Source organism: Echinicola sp. 20G (assembly GCF_015533855.1).
In the GTDB taxonomy this organism is placed as follows: Bacteria; Bacteroidota; Bacteroidia; order Cytophagales; family Cyclobacteriaceae; genus Echinicola.
In genome coordinates this window covers 2,354,497-2,373,160 of the sequence record NZ_AP024154.1, presented here as the reverse complement: position 1 = coordinate 2,373,160, position 18,664 = coordinate 2,354,497, and the positions used below count along the sequence as shown (strand labels likewise).

Here is an 18,664-nt window from a genome sequence, read left to right as displayed (position 1 = left end):
AAAATAAAAGCATAAAAAAAAAGCCGGACGAACCGGCTTTATATTTATTGTACTTTAAAATCTGCAAATTCCTGTCCCAAACTCCAAGATGCTTTTAGCATGGCCAGAAAATCCGCCATTCGATCAAGCGGAATCATATTGGGTCCATCACTTAAGGCTTTGGCTGGTTCAGGGTGTGTCTCTATAAAAAAGCCATCCACACCTGTGGCTGCCGCTGCCCTGGCCAAAAATGGAGCAAACTCTCTTTGTCCTCCACTACTTCCTCCTTGCCCTCCAGGCTGCTGTACAGAATGGGTGATATCAAACACAACAGGTGCAAACTGCCTCATGGTAGGCAGAGCCCTCATATCCACTACCAAATTGTGATACCCCAGGGTAAAACCTCTTTCGGTTAAACATACATTGTCATTACCTGTTGACCTGACTTTGCTCACAGCATACTGCATGTCTTCTGGAGCCATAAACTGACCTCTCTTCACTTTGACAGCCTTACCTGTCTTACCTGCTGCTAGTAACAAATCTGTTTGTCGACATAAAAAGGCAGGAATCTGTAGAACATCCACCACAGCTCCAACTTCATCCGCTTGGTAACTTTCATGGATATCTGTGACCAATGGAACGCCCAATTCCTTTCCTACCCTCTGCAACACCTCTAGAGACTTGTCCATTCCAATTCCACGAAATGATCCAGAAGAGCTTCTATTGGCCTTGTCAAAAGAAGCTTTAAACACATAGGAAAATCCATTTTTCTCCGCTTCAGCCTTCACTGTACTGCCGATTTCCATGCAAATATCAAAGCTTTCCACCGCGCAAGGCCCAGAGAATAACACAGGCTTATCCTCTCCCAAAACCACTCCTTCAGTGATTTTCATTGCTTGGGTATATTTTTTCATCTTTTATTATTTCTCTGTCAATTCTTTAATAATCTTCTTAAGCAATCCTTTGGAGCTCAATATCAAGTCCCCTACTTCCCTGAAAACCCCACGGCCTCCTGGAAGAGAAGAAACCATATCTACTTCTTCCTTTACATAAGGTAAAGCATCCAATGGAGCAACCGACAAGCCCACTTTGCAAAGGATAGGCAAATCAATCAAATCGTCACCGATATAGGCGCATTCTTCCAAGGAAAGGTTATATTCGTCCAATACTTCCCTCAATTGAACTCCTTTATCTTTGATGCCGTGATGGTGAAAATCAAAGCCCAGCTCTTTACAACGGCTCCTGACCACAGGAGAATTCCTTCCTGTGATCGCCCCGACCATCACTCCATGCTTTTGCAGGACTTTCACGATAAGACCATCTTTGACATTGAATTTTTTCAACTCCAAGTAATGGTCATCATAAATCACGCCTCCGTCTGTAAGCACACCATCCACATCGGTGATCAGTAGTTTGATTTTTGCTGCTTTCTTTAAAATTTTATCGTCTATACCCTTTAGGTAATTTTCCATATCTATTTATTTTTCTTCCACTGGATAGAATAAAGATCCAGCCTTCTTTGGGCCAAATTCCTCACACTTCCCTGCTTTCTGAGCTTCGTAAGCAAATCCAAGTCCACGTCTGCTACAATGGTAGTCTCTGTATTCAAAGAAGCTTCCGCAACTACAGCATCATGGGGAAAGGAAAAATCAGAAGGAGAATATATGGCCGCTTGGGAGTGCTGAATATCCATATTCTCTACCCTAGGCAAGTTCCCTACAGAACCAGTAATGGCCACATAACATTCGTTTTCTACTGCCCTGGCCTTTGCACAGGTACTGACGCGAAGGTAGGCATTTTTGGTATCAGTCCAGAAAGGAATAAACAAAATGTCCATTTCCTGTTCCGCCAATATTCTACCTAGCTCTGGAAACTCCACATCAAAACAGATCAATATCCCTATTCGGCCCGCATCCGTATCAAACACCCTGATCCCATTGCCTCCTTGCAAACCCCAATAAGCCTGCTCATCTGGAGTAATGTGAAGTTTATATTGCTTGTCCGTAGTTCCATCACGGCGACACAGATAACTCACATTCCTAAGCTTCTTCCCATCATATTCCGGCATACTACCTGCGATAATGTTCACATTATAAGATAAGGCCAAGTCCTGCATGCGAACGACCACTTCTTCTGTATAATCGGCAAGATTTCGGATAGCCTCAGAGGCATCCATGTCATTGAAGTCAGCCAAAAGTGGCGCATTGAAGAATTCTGGCAACAGACAAAAGTCCGACTTATAGCCTGAAACAGTATCAACAAAGAATTCTACTTGTTGCATCAAGTCATCCACATCCCGAAAACGCCTCATTTTCCATTGCACCAGGCCTAGCCTCACAATGGACTTCCGGTTCCCTATGAGCTTTTCTTCTTTTTCATAATATATATTATTCCACTCCAGAAGGGTGGCATAGGCACGGGAATCCTTATCTTCTGGCAGGTACTTGGTAATTACTTTACGGACGTGAAACTCATTGGCCAGCTGAAATGAAAGCACAGAATCATAAATCTCCTTGTTTTTCACCAATTCTATATATTTTCTTGGTGTCATCTGATCCGCATATTTATTATAACCAGGAATCCTTCCTCCTGCAATAATGGATCTAAGGTTTAGGTTTTCACAAATCTCTTTACGGGCATCATACAACCTTCTCCCTAGCCTTAGCCCTCTGTATTCCCTGTCCACAAAAACGTCCGTTCCATAGAGGGTATCGCCATTTTCCAAATCATGCGTATCAAACTTTCCAAACCCTGTAATTTCATCATAAGTGTGGTTATCCCCGAATTTGGCGTATTCTACTACCAGACTCAAAGCAACTGCCACCACCTTTCCATTGTCCTCAATACAGATCTGCCCTTCCGGAAATGTATTGATCTGATTTTTAAACTCTTGCTTGGTATAGGCCATACTTTGGGTCTGATAAATGGACATCATGATATCACGGATGTCGTTGTAATCAGAAAGATGAATATTCCTTAATTTGAGTCTATGTTCTAGCTCTTCCTTTTGCTTGCTCATGCTTCAAAGTTATCTTATGACACAACAAATATCTGCCATAATGCTCATAACATTTATGGTCAATTGTAATTAAATCATTCAAATATCAACTGGTTTGGCAATATAAATATTATTAATTTGTAAGTTATACTTTGAATTTATTGATCAACTATTAAGAAGAAACATGGAAGAACTTCTACAAGATGTTAAAGAAGACGGCGTTGGAGCTTTTTTAGATAAAATAAATGAATTCCTTCAATACACCATTATCACTCTTGGAGAGTCCAAACTAACCATTGGCTTGATCATCGCCCTTGTGTTTTCCATTTTTGTCCTGATTATTGTCACAGAATGGATCAAGAAGTTCATTGTCAATAAGCTGCTCACTCGGTACCACATGGATCTTGGCACCAGACAATCCGTCGGGACCATTATCCGTTACGTGTTATTGATCGGTGGCTTTGTGATTATTGTTCAAAATACCGGCATTGACCTGAGTGCATTAGGCATTTTGGCCGGTGCTTTGGGTGTCGGTATTGGTTTCGGTTTACAAAACATCACCAACAATTTTATCAGTGGCCTGATCATTCTTTTCGAACGCCCCATCAAGGTAGGAGACCGTATTGAGGTTGCCGATGTCAACGGAGATGTTATCAAAATCTCAGCCAGATCCACGATGGTAGTGACCAATGACAATATTTCTGTTATTGTTCCAAACAGCCAATTTATCGATAATCCCGTGATCAACTGGTCCCATAATGACAGAAATATCCGCTTTAACTTTCCTGTAGGAGTTTCCTACAAAGAAGATCCTCAAAAGGTAAAATCCATCCTTATGGAGGTGGCCCAGAAAAACGAAGGAGTTTTGAAAACCCCTCCACCTGATGTATTGTTTGTTGAATATGGAGACAACAGCATCAATTTCATCTTAAGGGTTTGGACTTCTGACTTTATCAACCGTCCTCAAGTGCTGAAAAGCCAACTGTATTATGAAATTTTCAGAAGGTTCAACGAAGAAAATGTCGAGATCCCATTCCCGCAAAGAGATTTGCACTTAAAGTCAGGCTTCGAAAACCTAAAAGACGCGTAAAAAACACTCCTTAAGATTTGACCACCCCAAGTCCTAATAACATATAGGAACTTGGGGTGTTTTTTTGTACAAGCTTAAATAACACAACCACACCAGAACCCCTGTAAAACCTATTTTATCGTACTTCAAATCAACAAATTAGCTGTTAAATACTAAATTTGAAAATTTTAAATAATAATCGTTTATTTACAATTATAAGTTGAATCACCCTAAAAACTAGCAACTTAAACACACTTGTTAATTTTCATTATTCAACACGAAATGAAACGATTATTACTATTTTTTTTCATTCTGCTCCTGATGGCCAGCAGCCTGAAGGCACAAAGCTTCTATCGTTTCAGATTTGAAGAGCCATGGTCAGTGGGAATGGGTGGAGGGGTCTCCCAATACTTTGGAGAACTCTACTCTCTTTGGAAATATGAAGAAGGCATACAGCCTGATTATAATTTTTCCATCAACGTCCGCAGGACCATTGGAACCAAGACAAGACTTAGGTTGGAAGGCTCGTACATTCAAATCTCAGGGCAGGACCCTCCTTCTGACCCAAGGAGCTATAGGTCACCACGGAACCTACACTTCAGGGCCAGAAACATTGAAGCAGCCTTTTTAGCAGAATACCATTGGAAACCTGTAAGGCTGAACAACATAACCCGTCACTTTCTCAATTGGTACATCTTTGCCGGGGTGGGAGCAAGTACCAACACTCCTAAGGCACAGTTGGATGGTGAATGGATTAGCTTAAGACCCTTGGCGCTTGAAGGAGAAGAATATCCCGGTATCGTGATGGTCTTCCCTATGGGACTAGGCATGAAATACAAACTGAATGTTTACACTGATTTGTTCATTGAAGGGAACTACCGCTTTACACTTTCTGATTACATGGACGACATCAGTGCCTACAATATCAAAGATTTTTATCTTAACCTTCTGGAAAGCTATGGTGAGTATGGAGAAGGTCCTATGCCAGAAAGATTGCGCTTGGCTGTAAGGAATCCTGATTGGTTGGATGAAAATGGCATGCCTGATGTAGAAAAAATCCGTAATGGCATTTACTTCGACAAGTATGGAAATTTCCAACACCGTATTAGAAGAGGCAGTGGTTTAGAACACCGGTTTGATGGCTACTTCACTTTCAATGTGGGCGTAGAAATTTACCTCTCCGAAGACATATGGGAAAACTGGCTGAGAAGAGGCCGAACCAGGCAGCGTGGCTGGAGATTCTGGTAATACCTAGGCTTTTTTAGATTTTAAATATTAGACTAAAGGTTCCACATTTAATCAGGGCATGATCTATAGTCTTGCCATGATTAAAAAGGTCTTTTCGTATCTCTTACTTCTTTTTCCTGTTTTACTTCAATTCATATTCAACACTTCCTGCCCTCTTACCTATCATAGCTCCCTACTTACTACACAAATACAAAGGCATATCCCATTTATTTTTATAATTTTGCAAGCAATCCTTTTATAAGTAACAATTTTGCTAAAAATGGCTGATTATAATTTTCAAGAAATAGAAAAAAAATGGCAGGACAGATGGGAAGCTTCCCAAATTTTCAATGCCAAAGTTGACCCACAAAAACCTAAATTCTATAGCTTGGACATGTTCCCTTACCCATCTGGCGCTGGGCTTCATGTTGGACACCCTCTTGGCTATATTGCCTCGGACATCGTCACACGATTCAAAAGACTTCAGGGATATAATGTCCTCCACCCAATGGGTTATGATTCTTTTGGCTTACCAGCTGAGCAATACGCCATCCAAACTGGTCAACACCCAGCCATTACCACTGAGGAAAACATTAAAAGATACACCGAGCAGCTGAAAAACATTGGCTTTGCTTTTGACTGGGACAAGGAAGTAAGGACTTCTGACCCCAACTACTATAAATGGACACAGTGGATTTTCATGCAGCTATTCAACAGCTACTATGACAAAACTGCTGACAAAGCCAAGGACATCAGTGAGTTGATCAAAATATTCGAAACAGAAGGAAATGCTACGGTAGATGCTGTAAGTGACGAGGATGTAGAAATATTTACAGCAGAAGACTGGAAAGGCTATTCTGAAAAGAAACAACAGCAAGTATTGCTTCAGTATCGATTGACCTACTTAGCTGAGACTACCGTTAACTGGTGCGCGGCTTTGGGCACTGTACTTTCGAATGATGAAGTAAAGGATGGTTTTTCTGAAAGAGGTGGACATCCAGTAGAAAGAAAGAAAATGATGCAGTGGAGCATGCGCATCACTGCCTATGCAGAGCGCTTGCTCAATGACTTGGACAAAGTAGACTGGAACGAACCCATCAAAGAGATGCAGCGAAATTGGATCGGTAGGTCCAAAGGAGCTGAAATGGTCTTCCAAGTGAAAGGACAAGATAAAAAAATCAAGGTTTTCACCACTAGAATTGACACCATCTATGGGGTAACCTATTTGGCACTGGCTCCTGAAAGTGAGTTGGCTGCCGAACTGATCACCGAAGACCAAAGGGAAGAGGCTGAGGCCTACATCCAAATTGCTAAAAACCGTTCTGAAAGAGAACGCATGAGCGATGTAAAAACTATCTCCGGTGCTTTCACAGGTAGTTATGCCATCAATCCATTCAATGGAGAAGAAATCCCTGTCTGGGTAGCCGACTATGTGCTAGCTGGATATGGAACTGGTGCTGTCATGGCTGTTCCCGCACATGATGAGAGAGATTACAATTTCGCCAAGCATTTTGGGCTGGAAATTCGTCAAGTATTGGAAGGCAGCATGGAAAATGGCTCTTTTCCTGGAAGAGATGGCATAGCCATGAACTCCGACTTCTTAAATGGCTTGGTCATGCAGGATGCCATGGACAAAGCCATCGCCTTTTTGGAAGAAAACAAAATCGGTAAAGGCAAAATCCAATTCAGGATGCGCGATGCCATCTTCACCAGACAAAGATACTGGGGTGAGCCACTACCGGTTTACTTCAAAGATGAAATCCCATACCTGGTAGAAGAAAAGGACCTTCCTATCGTATTGCCGGAAGTCGACAAATATCTACCCACTGAAGATGGTGCACCTCCACTGGGCAGGGCTCAAAACTGGACTTACAAGACAGCTGATGGTGAATACCCTCTTGAGTTGAGCACCATGCCGGGTTGGGCCGGTTCTTCTTGGTATTTCCTGAGATACATGGATCCGCAAAACAACACGGAATTTGTAAGTAAAGAAGCGCAGCAGTACTGGGAAGCAGTGGATCTTTACATCGGAGGAGCAGAGCATGCTACTGGTCACTTGCTGTACAGCAGATTTTGGACAAAGTTCCTTTTTGACAAAGGCTTGATCAATATTGTGGAGCCATTCAAGAAGATGATCAACCAAGGCATGATCCAAGGAAGATCTAACTTTGTATACAGGATCAAGGGAACCAACCAGTTTGTCAGCCATGGACTGAGAAAAGATTATGATAGCGCTGCGATGCATGTCGATGTCAACATTGTCTACAATGACCAATTGGACCTGGAAAAATTCAAAGCATGGAGACCAGATCTGGCCGATGCAGAATTTATCCTTGAAGATGGAAAGTACATCTGCGGTGCGGAAGTGGAAAAAATGTCCAAGTCCAAATACAATGTGGTCAATCCAGATGACATCATCAACCGATATGGGGCTGACACCTTGAGGCTTTATGAAATGTTCCTTGGGCCTCTGGAGCAGTTTAAACCTTGGAACACCAATGGCATCGACGGTGTATCCAAATTCTTGAAGAAACTCTGGAGACTCTATCATGACAAAAATGGAAACTTTGCTGTTTCTGATGCAGAACCAAGCAAAGAAGAGTTAAAAGCCTTGCATAAGACCATTAAGAAAGTAGAAGAGGACATGAACAATTACTCTTTCAACACCTCTGTGTCAGGTTTTATGATTTGTGTCAATGAGCTTAGCGGCATGAAGTGTAATAAGCGGGCAATTCTTGAGCCATTGGCCATCATTGTCTCTCCTTTTGCGCCTCATATCGCGGAAGAACTTTGGTCGCTTTTGGGCAATGACCGCTCTATTGTGGAAGCTGCCTTCCCTCAGTACAAGGAAGAATTCCTTGCTGAAAACAACCATGAATACCCAGTGTCTATCAATGGTAAAATGAGGGCCAAGCTACCACTTTCTCTGAGCTTGAGTAAAGAAGAAATTGAAAAAGCCGCTTTGGCTGATGATACGGTTTCCAAATGGCTGGACGGCAAGACACCGAAGAAAGTCATTGTGGTACCAGGAAAGATCGTCAACATTGTGGTTTAAACACCATCAAATAGATTATTCTAAAAGGTTTGCCCCTAATTCAGGGCAAACCTTTTTTGTTATCTAAAAAATCATTCACAACCGTAAACGCAACAGTAATCCACTTAATTAGCAATTCACGTTGACAGTTCATCCAAATTTATATCTTTGCTTTTAAAGTAAAATTGAACACATGCAAATATCCAACAACAAAGTAGTAGGACTCACTTATGAACTAAAGGTGAGTAAAGAGGAAGAAGAATCAGCTCCTTTTAGTGTAGAAATCAGGGACCAAGAAGACCCGTTCTATTTCATTTTTGGTAACAGTGGATTACCAGAGAAATTTGAAGCTTACTTGGCCGACAAAAAAGAAGGGGAAAGTTTTAGCTTTGTTTTGGAAGTGAATGAAGCCTACGGCGCCGCAGATGATGAATTGATCGTGGATATTGCCAAGGCCCAACTGACCGAAGAAAGAGGTTTCAAACCTGAAATGCTTCAAGAAGGTAATTTCTTGCCTTTGGTAGATGAAGAGGGTTATCCCATGCAAGCTAAAGTATTGAAGGATCTTGGGGATGATCTTTTATTGGACTTTAACCATCCTTTGGTGGATTTCAAATTACATTTTGACGGTGAAGTGCAAGAAGTCCGAGAGGCTACCGTGGAAGAAATCGCGCATGGTCACGTTCATGGCGAACATGGACACCAACATTGAGTTTAGATATTAGACGCTACACACTAGATAAAAGAAAAAAGCTGGGCCAAGTTATAAACTAGGCCCAGCTTTTTTTACAATATTGATTCTCATCTCTACCCTTATTCTTCAAATCGAATCAAATATGCTGGATCAAAGCTCAAGTTCAGCACATCTCCCACTTGATATTTCCGTGAGGTATCTTCAACCTTCCACTTCAGTTTTTCACCTTCTAACTCCACAGTCAACAAATTATAATGAAGCAGGTATTGCTGCTTATCGACCTTAGCTTTATAAGCTCCACTTTTTCCTATCTCCAAATCTGAAGGCCGGATAAAAGTATTTTTCTCGCCAGGAATTTCATTCAGGTTTCCAAAAAGCTTGGCCACATATTCATTCTTGGGCTTCCTAAAAACCTCGCGAACATTGCCTTGCTGCACTAACTTTCCCTTTTGGATAATCAATAGCTCTTCGCTCATGAGAAGTGCATCATCCACCTCATGTGTAACAAAGACAACCGTCACATCCAGCTCATCAAAGATCAGCTTCAACTCCTCGATCAATTCACGCTTCTGAATAGCATCCAAACTACTGAAGGGCTCATCCAACAGTAACACTTCTGGCTCAATACTCAAAGCCCTTCCAATGGCCACTTTCTGCTGTTGTCCGCCGGATAGCTGCCTTGGCTTTTTGGAACGGTGCTCCTGAAGCGACAAAAGGGTCAGCAGCTCCTCCACCCTTTCTTTCTGATAGGTTTTATCATACAGCAGCAAAGGCCTGGCAATATTTTCTTCAACGGTTGAATTGGGATACAACTTATATTCCTGATGGATCAGCTGAATCTCATCATATCCGGGCACAAGCTTTTGCTTAGGGTTTAGGATCTTCTGGTCACCCAAGTGTACCACTCCAGAGTTTTGGACTTCCAGCCCGGCGATGATCCTCAACAATGAGCTTTTACCAGAACCACTTTCTCCCACCATGGAAACGACTCCACCTTTGCTGATTTGCAAGCTGAATTTTTCCAAGGCAATATTCTCCTCATCATATTGCTTGGTGACTTCACTGACCTTAAGAAAACTCATGTGGTAATTTCGTTTTGAACCTTTTTGGAAAGACTCTGGAAAACCAGTTCATAGGAATGATCCACGAGCTCGAGAATAGCTGCATCGGCTAAGTCTGCGCCGAAAGCCACTGTATTCCAATGTTTTTTATTCATGTGATACCCCGGAATGACCCCATTATATTTCTCTCTCAACTCTACCGCCCTTTCAGGGTCACATTTAAGGTTGACACTTTCGAATTTTTCAATATCAATCAAAGCAAAAAGTTTTCCTCCAACTTTAAAGACAAGTGTATCGGGGCCAAAAGGAGTATCCTCGGACACTCCTGGCTTTCTCAAACAATAATCCCTAAAAAAAACGATATCCATATTGTTGCCTATTGTTGTAGAAAGGATGTCTTACGGTTAAGACAAACAATTTAGAGTTCCTACATTAATCTTCTTACAATCCAGAAAATCAACGCCGCTAAAAACACCAAAATCGATATTTTGTTGATCCCATGCATCATGCGCAGGTTATAATTGCTTTTCTGGTTAGGATCCGGTTTTTTAAAAACCCGAATAAAATAATTTCCTACCTCACCCAATTGAAAGAACTCCTTGAATTTATTACTGGCCATACTGTTCAAATCTAATGTCTGGTACTCTGGTTCTACTTTCTAACAACTACTCCACCGCTTCTGGTTCGATCCACTGACCATCTTCACGGATAATGTTGATCAGTTCGTCCACTGCATTTTCTGAAGGAACAGACCGCTTCACCACTTCTTTGCCTTTGTAAAGGGTTATTTTTCCTTTCCCAGAGCCCACATAACCATAATCGGCATCTGCCATTTCTCCAGGGCCATTGACAATACAACCCATGATTCCAATTTTCACCCCTTTCAAATGATCGGTACGCTTTCTGATCATGGCCGTAGTTTCTTGTAGGTCAAAGAGGGTTCTACCACAGGAAGGACAGGAAATATATTCTGTCTTAGACATTCTGGTCCTGGCTGCCTGCAAGACGCCAAAGCTGACAGAGTTATGGAGTTTGACCGTCTCCAACATGGCCTTTCTATCTTGTTGCTCCTTTTCCTCCAATCCCAACATCACACCATCACCCAAGCCATCAATCAACAAACCTCCCAAATCTGTCGCCGCGTAAAGCATGGTTTGGTCTGCATCCTGCTCCTTGTATCCTGCTTCCGTGACGATGGGCAGTTGGATACCCGCATTGATCAAAGAGATATAAGCTCTTCTTAAGGCAGGCATATTGTGCTTGTTATCACTATGCAAGATGATCACCACATCCTTTCTACCTTCCAAAACTCCGATCGCCTCCACTACTTCTACATCTTTTAGCTTTAGGATATTCAGTTCTGAGTGGTAGTTTTTTGTCGCTAAAAACTCTTCCAAAGTGAAAGCTGGAAACTTATTGTTTTGGTCTGATAACTCCATCCAAAACTTCCAATCCACAATTTCCTTCAAACCATTCGGCAACATAAAAGAAATCGGGTTGCTCCCGGAATAAACAAAATCACATCCCTGATCATTCATCTTCCATTTATCCAGCTCAGGCAAATAGAAGTGCCCAACATGCTTCAATTCCTTTTTGGTGATATTCTCCACTTTGGAAATATCTGTAATCACTCTTGGCACATTGGCACCACCAAAATTATAGACCTCTAAGCTATGTCTTTTGTTATATTCAAATGGGTTTAGCGGATAGTCCTCTATTGCTTTGATATCCTCATGACCAGGCCTTTTGGTATATCGATCGATCAAAGCCCTTGCAACAGGTGCTTCAAATTCCGGATCTTCTGTCAAAGAAACCCTCACCGTATCACCGAGACCATCTTCCAGCAAGGTTCCTATGCCCACAGCTGATTTGACCCGGCCATCTTCACCATCTCCCGCTTCAGTCACACCGAGGTGTAAAGGGTACGGTTTAAAGCCACCTTCATCCAGCTTTTGTACCAATAAACGGTAGGCCTGCACCATCACCTGAGTATTGGAAGATTTCATGGAAATGACAATATCATGGTAATTTTCCTCCTCACAGATTCTCAGAAATTCCAAGGCAGATTCCACCATACCCAACGGCGTATCCCCATAACGGCTCATAATCCTATCCGACAAAGAACCATGGTTGGTACCAATCCTCATGGCGGTACCATGCTCCTTACAAATCTTTATCAAAGGCAAAAAGCGTTCACGGATTCTTTCCAACTCTTCCTGATAACTCTCATCCGTATGTTCGATAACCTCAAATTTCTTTTTGTCCGCATAATTGCCCGGATTGATCCTTACTTTCTCCACAATTCCAGCAGCAATTTCTGCTGCATTGGGGGTAAAGTGAATGTCCGCCACCAAAGGCACATAGTAACCTTGCTTTGCCAAACCATCCTTGATATTCCGCAAATTCTCCGCTTCCTTGATACTTGGCGCAGTGATACGGATCAGCTCACAGCCACTTTGGATCATGCGGATACACTCTGCTATCGAGCCTTCTGTATCCATGGTATCCTTGGTGGTCATCGACTGAACCACAATCGGATTATCGCCTCCTACCCACACATTGCCGATTTTTACCGGAATCGTCTTTCTTCTGGAGTAACTGGTCAGGCTGTTACAATACTTGGTATTTGCTATGGTCTCTTTGACTTCCATCATTTCTATATTTAAAGATCCCCGAGTTGAGGCCTTATCACTATCTCTTCAACAACAGATTGGGGAGAAAGGTTATAAGCTCCCCAAACTGATTCCGCCACATCACTGGCTTTCATAAACCTTTCCTCTGGGATGTCCACCCCTTCCCAACTGGCAGTTAGGGTAGCTCCTGGCATCACAGAAGTCACCTTGATCCCATAGGGCAAGAGTTCCTGACGCAAGCACTTTGTCATTCCCAGCATGGCCCATTTGGAGATTGCATAGCTTCCGCCATTTGCATAAGCGGTCAAACCTGCAATAGAGCCCATAGAGAAAATATGACCGGATTTCCTTTCGATCATGGCACCGGTAAATTCCCTAGTCAGGTAATAGGCACTGTACAGGTTGGTCTGCATCATCAACTCAAAGTTCCCTTCTGGCTCCTCATGAATGGCTCCTGGCAAAAATACCCCCGCATTGTTCACTAACACATCTGGAACAAACTTTTCCTTTACCGCCGCTGCTAAAGCATTGACCTCCTCCTTCTGGGAAAGGTCTGCTACTTTGGAATATAATTTTATGGTCGGAAAGTCCTTTTTGATGGATGCTGTCAACTCCTCAAGGTCTTTTTGGTGTCTGGAACAGGTAAAAATATCGAATCCTTCTTGGGCAAAACGTTGGATAATCGCCTTGCCAATGCCTTTGGTTCCGCCTGTCACTAAAATACTTTTGGACATAAGGTTGTCTTTTGAATTATTTGCTTTTTCAATAGTTAGTGTAACAACTATTTCCTGTTCACAAAGTTACCATTTTTTAAAAGAATCGCTATTATCTAGATCATTCGTTTCTCTTTATAAAACCTCTAATTTTATCATTTGAAACCTACCATTTCCCCTCACCTTCTTAGCTAATCGAAAACGTAGGGTTTTGCTGATACGTATAAACCAAAACTGTACTTCTTCCTTGGAAACCATAAATCCGCTGGGCTTGCTTATAAGTCATTATCCCTTTTTCAACCTTGAGGATTACCGAGAATTTAAAGCTCCCGGTATAATCTCGCTGGCTGCGTTCTCTATCCAATGGAAGGAGGCTGTCTTGATTTTTCATAATAAAAAAAGCCCTCGCTGTGAGCAAGGGCTTAAATCTCCAGAAAAGTACGGTTTTTATTTCTTATAAATCGCCTTTTCAAACTCCACCCAATGTTCAGGGGTCATTCTTCCTGGAGTAAATAGGCAAATTCCTTTTGCACCATTGTCGATGGACTGACGAATGGCTTCTGCCATTTCACTTGGAATCAAGCCATGCCCTTCTGGATCGGCAATTTCTGCTTTCTTCTCAGGGTTGGGACAGATAAACAAGCCACTGTACACCGGCATTTTCCCATCCACAGCGGTCACTTCCTCCTTGGTGATGGAACCAATCCAGTCCGTTCCTTCCAAATAAAAATCATTGTAGTTCATCGGAAACACCGCATCAAGCTTCCAAGTATCCCATTCCTGGCGTACCATCTTCATGGCATTAGAAGGTCCAGGGAATACGGCAGCATTAATTTCTTTGCCATGCTCATGCACCATATCAGAGAGCCTGTTCACAATGCTGGTGATCAAATCATATCGGAATTGCTTCCATTCTTCTACTTGGGAGGGATCTTCCACCGCTTTGATATCGATACCTGTTTTTTCTTTAAAGTCTCCTGTACACTCGTCACAATAACAGTAGTCAAACTGAGGATATTCCCTGTCCATGGTCAAACCATATTTATCCCACAATCCTCTCGCCAAGATTACATCCGGAAAACGGATATAATCCAAGTGAATAGCATCCACCTCTTCCACATCAGCCACTTGACTGTACATGTTTTCTAGAAAATTATAAGTACCATCCTTACTTGGGCACAAAAAGGTATAGTGAGGCACATAGGCAGGCTTCTCCAAGGCAGACTCTCCAAGACCATTGACTGCATACCAGTCCGCATCGATCTCATCGGTTTTGTGCTGCACCATGGTAGGGATCCAGGCATGGAAACCCAGGCCCACTTCTTTGGCTATCTTTCCTACCTTTTTATAACTGGCTGGATCATGGCCTCCATTATACATTAAGGCATCGATGCCGTGGTCTTTGAATTCCTGGAATTTTTCCTTGATCTCAGCCTCAGGCTTGTCATTATAGCCTCCCAGCCAAGCATGTACCGGAATTTTGGTTGGTGCTGTAACTTCTTCTTGTGCTTCTGTCTTCTCTTTTTGGCTGGAGCAACTCATGGCCACCCCCAAAGTCATCAATACCAGTAGTATTTTTTTCATAGGTTCTAATTAGAAATAGGGTTGTAATTTTATAAAATGGGTAAAGTTGATTAAATCAACCAAATCGAACAGTATACATTAAAATTAAAATATTTTATCATCAATAACCATCTTTATCTATTTTTTTATAAATCAAAGTACGTATGTATAATGGAAGTGATTTTAAAACAAAGCTGAAACCTGCATTCTTCCGGTATGTATCAAGCGGTTCAATCCTTCAGAATCCCTACCTTCATAAGTCATATTCAACTGAAGCCCTTCGCCTATCTTTTGGATCCAATTGACACTCCAGCTTACATTGCTTCCATTGGTCAGGGCCTCAAGCATCTCATAGCCCACTGGTGAATTGGCCTGTCCGTTATAATCAATATGGGTAAATTTGAGTAAGGCATTGATGGTGGTCTTGATGGCTCTAGCATAACGCAGCTCAGCAGCCAATTCATGAAGGCCCGCTACTTCATCATATTCCTCATTCTGAATATTGAGTTTATGGGTATAGCGATAATTGGTGGTCGCTCTAAAAAAAGTAGAAGGTTGCCAAGTGAGCTCAGGACCAAAGCCATACTGGTTGACATGATAATTACGATTATCCAAATAATCCGAGGCAGCCACTCGCTCTCCATTGCTAAAGATCATTCTCAGGTTGATGCTTTTATTGAAATTCACCCGGGTATTTAACCGCCAGTCTTCTTGTTGGGCTTCCTCAAATCCCCCAATAAGTAACTGTTTGTTCCTGCTTTGAAAGAAGCCCAAATCAAAACCATAAAGTGCCGAAGTACGATTAAAAAACAATGTTGACCGAAACACATGCCTCAGGGAAACAAGATCATCTTCGGCAATTCCAGCCGAAAAAGGGCTCACCCGATCCCAAAAACCAGTGGAAGTAATTTTCTTCTCTACGTTCCAACTGGTTGTGTTGGAGAATTTATACAGTGCTCGTTTTATACCAGCCTCATCTCCCCACTGGTCCGGAAAACCGGCATTAAGGCGATAATTGAACAAAGTGGTGTAGGCTTGGATATACTCGTCAGTTGGGGTAAATACTTTGATATAGTTTTTCTCTTCTGGATTTATGGCCAGGTAAAATTCATTGAGCTGCTGCACTCCATCCTCATTGTCATCTCGCCAAGTATGGGTTCCTTCTCCTGTGGGAACAGGTAAGTAGACAAACTCTCTTTTCAGCTCCCGTCCATTACCAATGGCATAGCTAAGCTCATTCCTGAAGTTATTGTCCCATATAGCGCTTTGGTAATCCAATCGTCCCATCACTGTACTTTCATCTCCCAAACCTTCTCTGAGGTGCTCAAGCTTACGATAGGTAAATGTTCCCTTCACATCATGTTGACCAAATCGGTGCTGCAGTCCATAGTTGGTGGTAAAGGCTTTGGTGTCTGGAAGCATTTCGCCAGCTACCGGAAACTGGTCTTCCCGCCAGGTGACATCCGCAAAAAAACTATAAGGAAGAGTATCATTGGACTTAATATAAAATTGATGGGAAAGGAAATTCATGGCACTGCTGATCACAGAATCTTGCTCAGTATCTCTAATCTGATTTCTATCCACATTAAACTGATAGCCTGGCACCAAAATCTTTGACTTATAATAAACCTCTGCATCATACCGTAGCCAATCTGATTCGGTTTGGGATAGGTCACTATTCAGCAAAAACAAGTTCTGCCCGGTAAAAATCCTATTGCCCAACTGCTGGTAATATCTTCCCCTTTGTTGAGTCCCTTGTAGCTGATCCCCCCGCTTTCTAAAGTTCACCTGATAGGAAAATTCATTGGCCGCATCTTTGGACATACCGATATTTGCCATCACCAGCTTTTCACTGGTAGGAATATCCAAGTCTGCCTGAATCAAGCCCCAATCCCTATCAAACTCAATATAGCGCAAACGGTCAATGAAACGAAAATCCATGGAATTGTACTCCAACTCTGTCGCCGCTTTCAATTGGTACCCTTCCAAACCATTCACTTTTCTTCCTGTTGACACCAAACCAGTCTTCACTCCAAAGCCCTTATCATCCTCATTGCCCAGATCAGAAAATAGATTTTGGTCCTGATTGGAAAAGGCTGCTTCTCCATATGCCTTTTCATACTCTCCCAGTATCACCTCTCCCCCCATGGTCATCATCTGTTTTTTATTGGGAGCTGGCAAAATCGAATATAAGGTGTAATTACCTTGCAGTTGATCATCTAAAGGAGGAACATATTCATATACAAAGCCATTGGCCAACTGTTCTTTCCGCCTGTAATTGCCATTTCCTTCCCCTACTTCCGTAAAAGTCACATTGAAATGGGCCTCTTCTTTATCCGTCGAATACTCATAATAAGTCACTGGCCTTCCTTGCAAATCTATTGTCACTACTTTTCTGTACAGAATTCTTTTTGGGTCAAACGCTACACTATCTACCCTAGGGACAGCGGCCGCATTGACATTGTCACCCACTGATGCCAAAAGCTGTTTATCCGCATCAGAAAAATCATAAAAAAGGGGGCGGTTTCGGTTATCCTGCTCTTTGTAATAGTTGACATAAAAGCTGGCATTATCGCTTTTTTGAATGTGGTTAGCCGTAATGATCGATCGGGTGAAATTCCGCTCCGCATATTCATAGTCCACCCTTACCCTAGAATATTGGGTAATCAGCACATTGGCAGTAAAGGTAATTTGACCTTGATTGTAATCAATGACATAATCTTGGTTAAATCCCCGCTGAAGCTGCTTGCCGTCCAAAAAGACTTTTTCGGAGTTGGCCATAATGATCACATAACGTTCATTTTCAGGTCCAGGCACCCTGTATGGTCCCAAAACACCTTCCTGAACTTCCATGATGACTGAGCTAAATTTCCCCTTGGCGATGGATGCTCCTACTTGTGTGGATGCTTTCCAAATCTCATTAACTTGGTAGTCAGACGTAAACTGAAGCCCCTGAACATTTTTATAATACCGCAAAAATGAAGATTCTCGTTGCTGAAAAACGACATCACCCGCTTTTAGACTGAAATTATCATTATATAACTCCACCAGCACATTGTCAAAATCCTGGATCTGCTGGGTATTTCCCTCTGGCTGGAAAGGGACATTCTGGTCGGTAATACTCGCCCTAATAAATAAATCATCAGTCAGCTCACCATCCATCTGTAAATTCAAAGAAGAGTTCACAAAGACATTTTGAGTGTTTCCAAAGGAAATCCCCCGGGTCAAGCTTCCGGATTTATTCAGTTTGGTATCTGGAAAAATCTCTTCCCTAAAATCAAACACCTCAGCCTGGATTTCCTTTTTGGACTTGAAGTAGGCCATGGAATCATAGTCCTCCTCCAAGGTTCTCTTTGCAAATGTTTGGTGAAGACTAAAAGGAAAACGCTGATAACAAACTTCCAATGAGTCAGGGAAAGTCTCCTTATTTCTTATGGTCAAATGCCCCGTAGTGGAGTTGTAATCCCAGGTAATTGCTTGTTTGTTGGAAGGATTAACAATAATGGAGCTTTCCAGTGCAGTCAATGAATCAAGCTGAAAAACCAGGGAATCCTGAGCACCTTTTGTGGGCACCCACTTGCATATCCTGTCTTGTGCTTTCCCAGGCAACACAAGACCAAGCATCAACCCGCAAAGTATTGCTAAAAAAGTTATGCTACTATTTCTGCACCAAACACTCATTCCTTTAGAAAT

Annotated in this window: 15 protein-coding genes; 4 read left to right on the top strand and 11 right to left on the bottom strand. The window is 42.2% G+C overall.

From position 1 onward, the window contains the following. Nucleotides 1-44: 44 nt before the first annotated feature. Genes kdsA through JL001_RS10175 form a run of 3 tightly spaced genes read right to left on the bottom strand, consistent with a single transcriptional unit; the run spans nucleotide 45 to nucleotide 2,998 of the window. Nucleotides 45-893, bottom strand: coding sequence for a 3-deoxy-8-phosphooctulonate synthase (kdsA, locus tag JL001_RS10185; RefSeq protein WP_200975976.1), 849 nt, complete (start codon nucleotides 891-893; stop codon nucleotides 45-47). Nucleotides 894-899: 6 nt separating this feature from the next. Further along, entirely contained in the window at nucleotides 900-1,451 is a 552-nt protein-coding gene (locus JL001_RS10180; RefSeq protein ID WP_200975975.1) for an HAD family hydrolase, read from the bottom strand. Nucleotides 1,452-1,453: 2 nt separating this feature from the next. After that, nucleotides 1,454-2,998 carry a bifunctional GNAT family N-acetyltransferase/carbon-nitrogen hydrolase family protein gene (locus JL001_RS10175; RefSeq protein WP_200975974.1) on the bottom strand — a complete coding sequence of 515 codons (1,545 nt, stop codon included), beginning with the start codon at nucleotides 2,996-2,998 and terminating at the stop codon, nucleotides 1,454-1,456. A 163-nt stretch (nucleotides 2,999-3,161) separates the two neighbouring features. On the opposite strand from JL001_RS10175, the gene JL001_RS10170 reads away from it, so the two are divergent. From JL001_RS10170 to JL001_RS10155, 4 genes are all read left to right on the top strand, one after another. Further along, on the top strand, nucleotides 3,162-4,067 hold the full coding sequence (locus JL001_RS10170; RefSeq protein ID WP_192008369.1) for a mechanosensitive ion channel family protein: 906 nt from the start codon (nucleotides 3,162-3,164) through the stop codon (nucleotides 4,065-4,067). Nucleotides 4,068-4,328: 261 nt separating this feature from the next. Next, nucleotides 4,329-5,294 (top strand): hypothetical protein, encoded by a 966-nt coding sequence (locus JL001_RS10165; protein WP_200975973.1) that lies wholly within the window; start codon nucleotides 4,329-4,331, stop codon nucleotides 5,292-5,294. A gap of 259 nt (nucleotides 5,295-5,553) precedes the next feature. Beyond that, entirely contained in the window at nucleotides 5,554-8,328 is a 2,775-nt protein-coding gene (gene leuS, locus JL001_RS10160) for a leucine--tRNA ligase (RefSeq protein WP_200975972.1), read from the top strand. A 172-nt stretch (nucleotides 8,329-8,500) separates the two neighbouring features. After that, complete coding sequence (locus JL001_RS10155; protein ID WP_200975971.1) at nucleotides 8,501-9,019, top strand: peptidylprolyl isomerase; 519 nt, start codon at nucleotides 8,501-8,503, stop codon at nucleotides 9,017-9,019. 101 nt (nucleotides 9,020-9,120) lie between these two features. On the opposite strand, the gene JL001_RS10150 is transcribed toward JL001_RS10155, so the two are convergent. The 8 genes from JL001_RS10150 to JL001_RS10115 all read right to left on the bottom strand — a co-directional run bounded on the left by JL001_RS10150 (nucleotide 9,121) and on the right by JL001_RS10115 (nucleotide 18,595). Next, the gene (locus JL001_RS10150; protein ID WP_200975970.1) at nucleotides 9,121-10,083 is read right to left on the bottom strand and encodes an ABC transporter ATP-binding protein; all 963 of its coding nucleotides are present in this window, start codon (nucleotides 10,081-10,083) and stop codon (nucleotides 9,121-9,123) included. Next, on the bottom strand, nucleotides 10,080-10,430 hold the full coding sequence (locus tag JL001_RS10145; protein ID WP_200975969.1) for an MmcQ/YjbR family DNA-binding protein: 351 nt from the start codon (nucleotides 10,428-10,430) through the stop codon (nucleotides 10,080-10,082). The genes JL001_RS10150 and JL001_RS10145 overlap by 4 nt, the downstream gene beginning before the upstream one ends. Before the next feature lie 59 nt (nucleotides 10,431-10,489). Beyond that, a complete protein-coding gene (locus JL001_RS10140) occupies nucleotides 10,490-10,681 on the bottom strand; it encodes a DUF6728 family protein (protein WP_200975968.1) in 192 nt (63 codons plus the stop codon). 46 nt (nucleotides 10,682-10,727) lie between these two features. After that, the gene (gene ispG, locus JL001_RS10135; protein ID WP_200980373.1) at nucleotides 10,728-12,713 is read right to left on the bottom strand and encodes a (E)-4-hydroxy-3-methylbut-2-enyl-diphosphate synthase; all 1,986 of its coding nucleotides are present in this window, start codon (nucleotides 12,711-12,713) and stop codon (nucleotides 10,728-10,730) included. An 11-nt stretch (nucleotides 12,714-12,724) separates the two neighbouring features. Further along, entirely contained in the window at nucleotides 12,725-13,429 is a 705-nt protein-coding gene (locus tag JL001_RS10130; protein ID WP_200975967.1) for an SDR family oxidoreductase, read from the bottom strand. Between the two features lie 166 nt (nucleotides 13,430-13,595). Beyond that, the gene (locus JL001_RS10125; RefSeq protein ID WP_200975966.1) at nucleotides 13,596-13,799 is read right to left on the bottom strand and encodes a hypothetical protein; all 204 of its coding nucleotides are present in this window, start codon (nucleotides 13,797-13,799) and stop codon (nucleotides 13,596-13,598) included. A 56-nt stretch (nucleotides 13,800-13,855) separates the two neighbouring features. After that, nucleotides 13,856-14,992 (bottom strand): hypothetical protein, encoded by a 1,137-nt coding sequence (locus JL001_RS10120; RefSeq protein WP_200975965.1) that lies wholly within the window; start codon nucleotides 14,990-14,992, stop codon nucleotides 13,856-13,858. 162 nt (nucleotides 14,993-15,154) lie between these two features. Beyond that, on the bottom strand, nucleotides 15,155-18,595 hold the full coding sequence (locus tag JL001_RS10115) for a hypothetical protein (protein WP_236252770.1): 3,441 nt from the start codon (nucleotides 18,593-18,595) through the stop codon (nucleotides 15,155-15,157). Nucleotides 18,596-18,664 lie beyond the last annotated feature (69 nt).

Excerpts from the sequence above, each read along its gene's own strand:
- JL001_RS10170 (WP_192008369.1), top strand. The coding sequence starts at position 3,162 with ATGGAAGAACTTCTACAAGATGTTAAAGAAGACGGCGTTGGAGCTTTT.
- JL001_RS10115 (WP_236252770.1), bottom strand. The coding sequence starts at position 18,595 with ATGCTTGGTCTTGTGTTGCCTGGGAAAGCACAAGACAGGATATGCAAG.
- JL001_RS10180 (WP_200975975.1), bottom strand. The coding sequence starts at position 1,451 with ATGGAAAATTACCTAAAGGGTATAGACGATAAAATTTTAAAGAAAGCA.
- JL001_RS10175 (WP_200975974.1), bottom strand. The coding sequence starts at position 2,998 with ATGAGCAAGCAAAAGGAAGAGCTAGAACATAGACTCAAATTAAGGAAT.
- JL001_RS10155 (WP_200975971.1), top strand. The coding sequence starts at position 8,501 with ATGCAAATATCCAACAACAAAGTAGTAGGACTCACTTATGAACTAAAG.
- JL001_RS10130 (WP_200975967.1), bottom strand. The coding sequence starts at position 13,429 with ATGTCCAAAAGTATTTTAGTGACAGGCGGAACCAAAGGCATTGGCAAG.
- JL001_RS10140 (WP_200975968.1), bottom strand. The coding sequence starts at position 10,681 with ATGGCCAGTAATAAATTCAAGGAGTTCTTTCAATTGGGTGAGGTAGGA.
- JL001_RS10125 (WP_200975966.1), bottom strand. The coding sequence starts at position 13,799 with ATGAAAAATCAAGACAGCCTCCTTCCATTGGATAGAGAACGCAGCCAG.
- JL001_RS10120 (WP_200975965.1), bottom strand. The coding sequence starts at position 14,992 with ATGAAAAAAATACTACTGGTATTGATGACTTTGGGGGTGGCCATGAGT.
- ispG (WP_200980373.1), bottom strand. The coding sequence starts at position 12,713 with ATGGAAGTCAAAGAGACCATAGCAAATACCAAGTATTGTAACAGCCTG.
- JL001_RS10145 (WP_200975969.1), bottom strand. The coding sequence starts at position 10,430 with ATGGATATCGTTTTTTTTAGGGATTATTGTTTGAGAAAGCCAGGAGTG.
- leuS (WP_200975972.1), top strand. The coding sequence starts at position 5,554 with ATGGCTGATTATAATTTTCAAGAAATAGAAAAAAAATGGCAGGACAGA.
- kdsA (WP_200975976.1), bottom strand. The coding sequence starts at position 893 with ATGAAAAAATATACCCAAGCAATGAAAATCACTGAAGGAGTGGTTTTG.
- JL001_RS10150 (WP_200975970.1), bottom strand. The coding sequence starts at position 10,083 with ATGAGTTTTCTTAAGGTCAGTGAAGTCACCAAGCAATATGATGAGGAG.
- JL001_RS10165 (WP_200975973.1), top strand. The coding sequence starts at position 4,329 with ATGAAACGATTATTACTATTTTTTTTCATTCTGCTCCTGATGGCCAGC.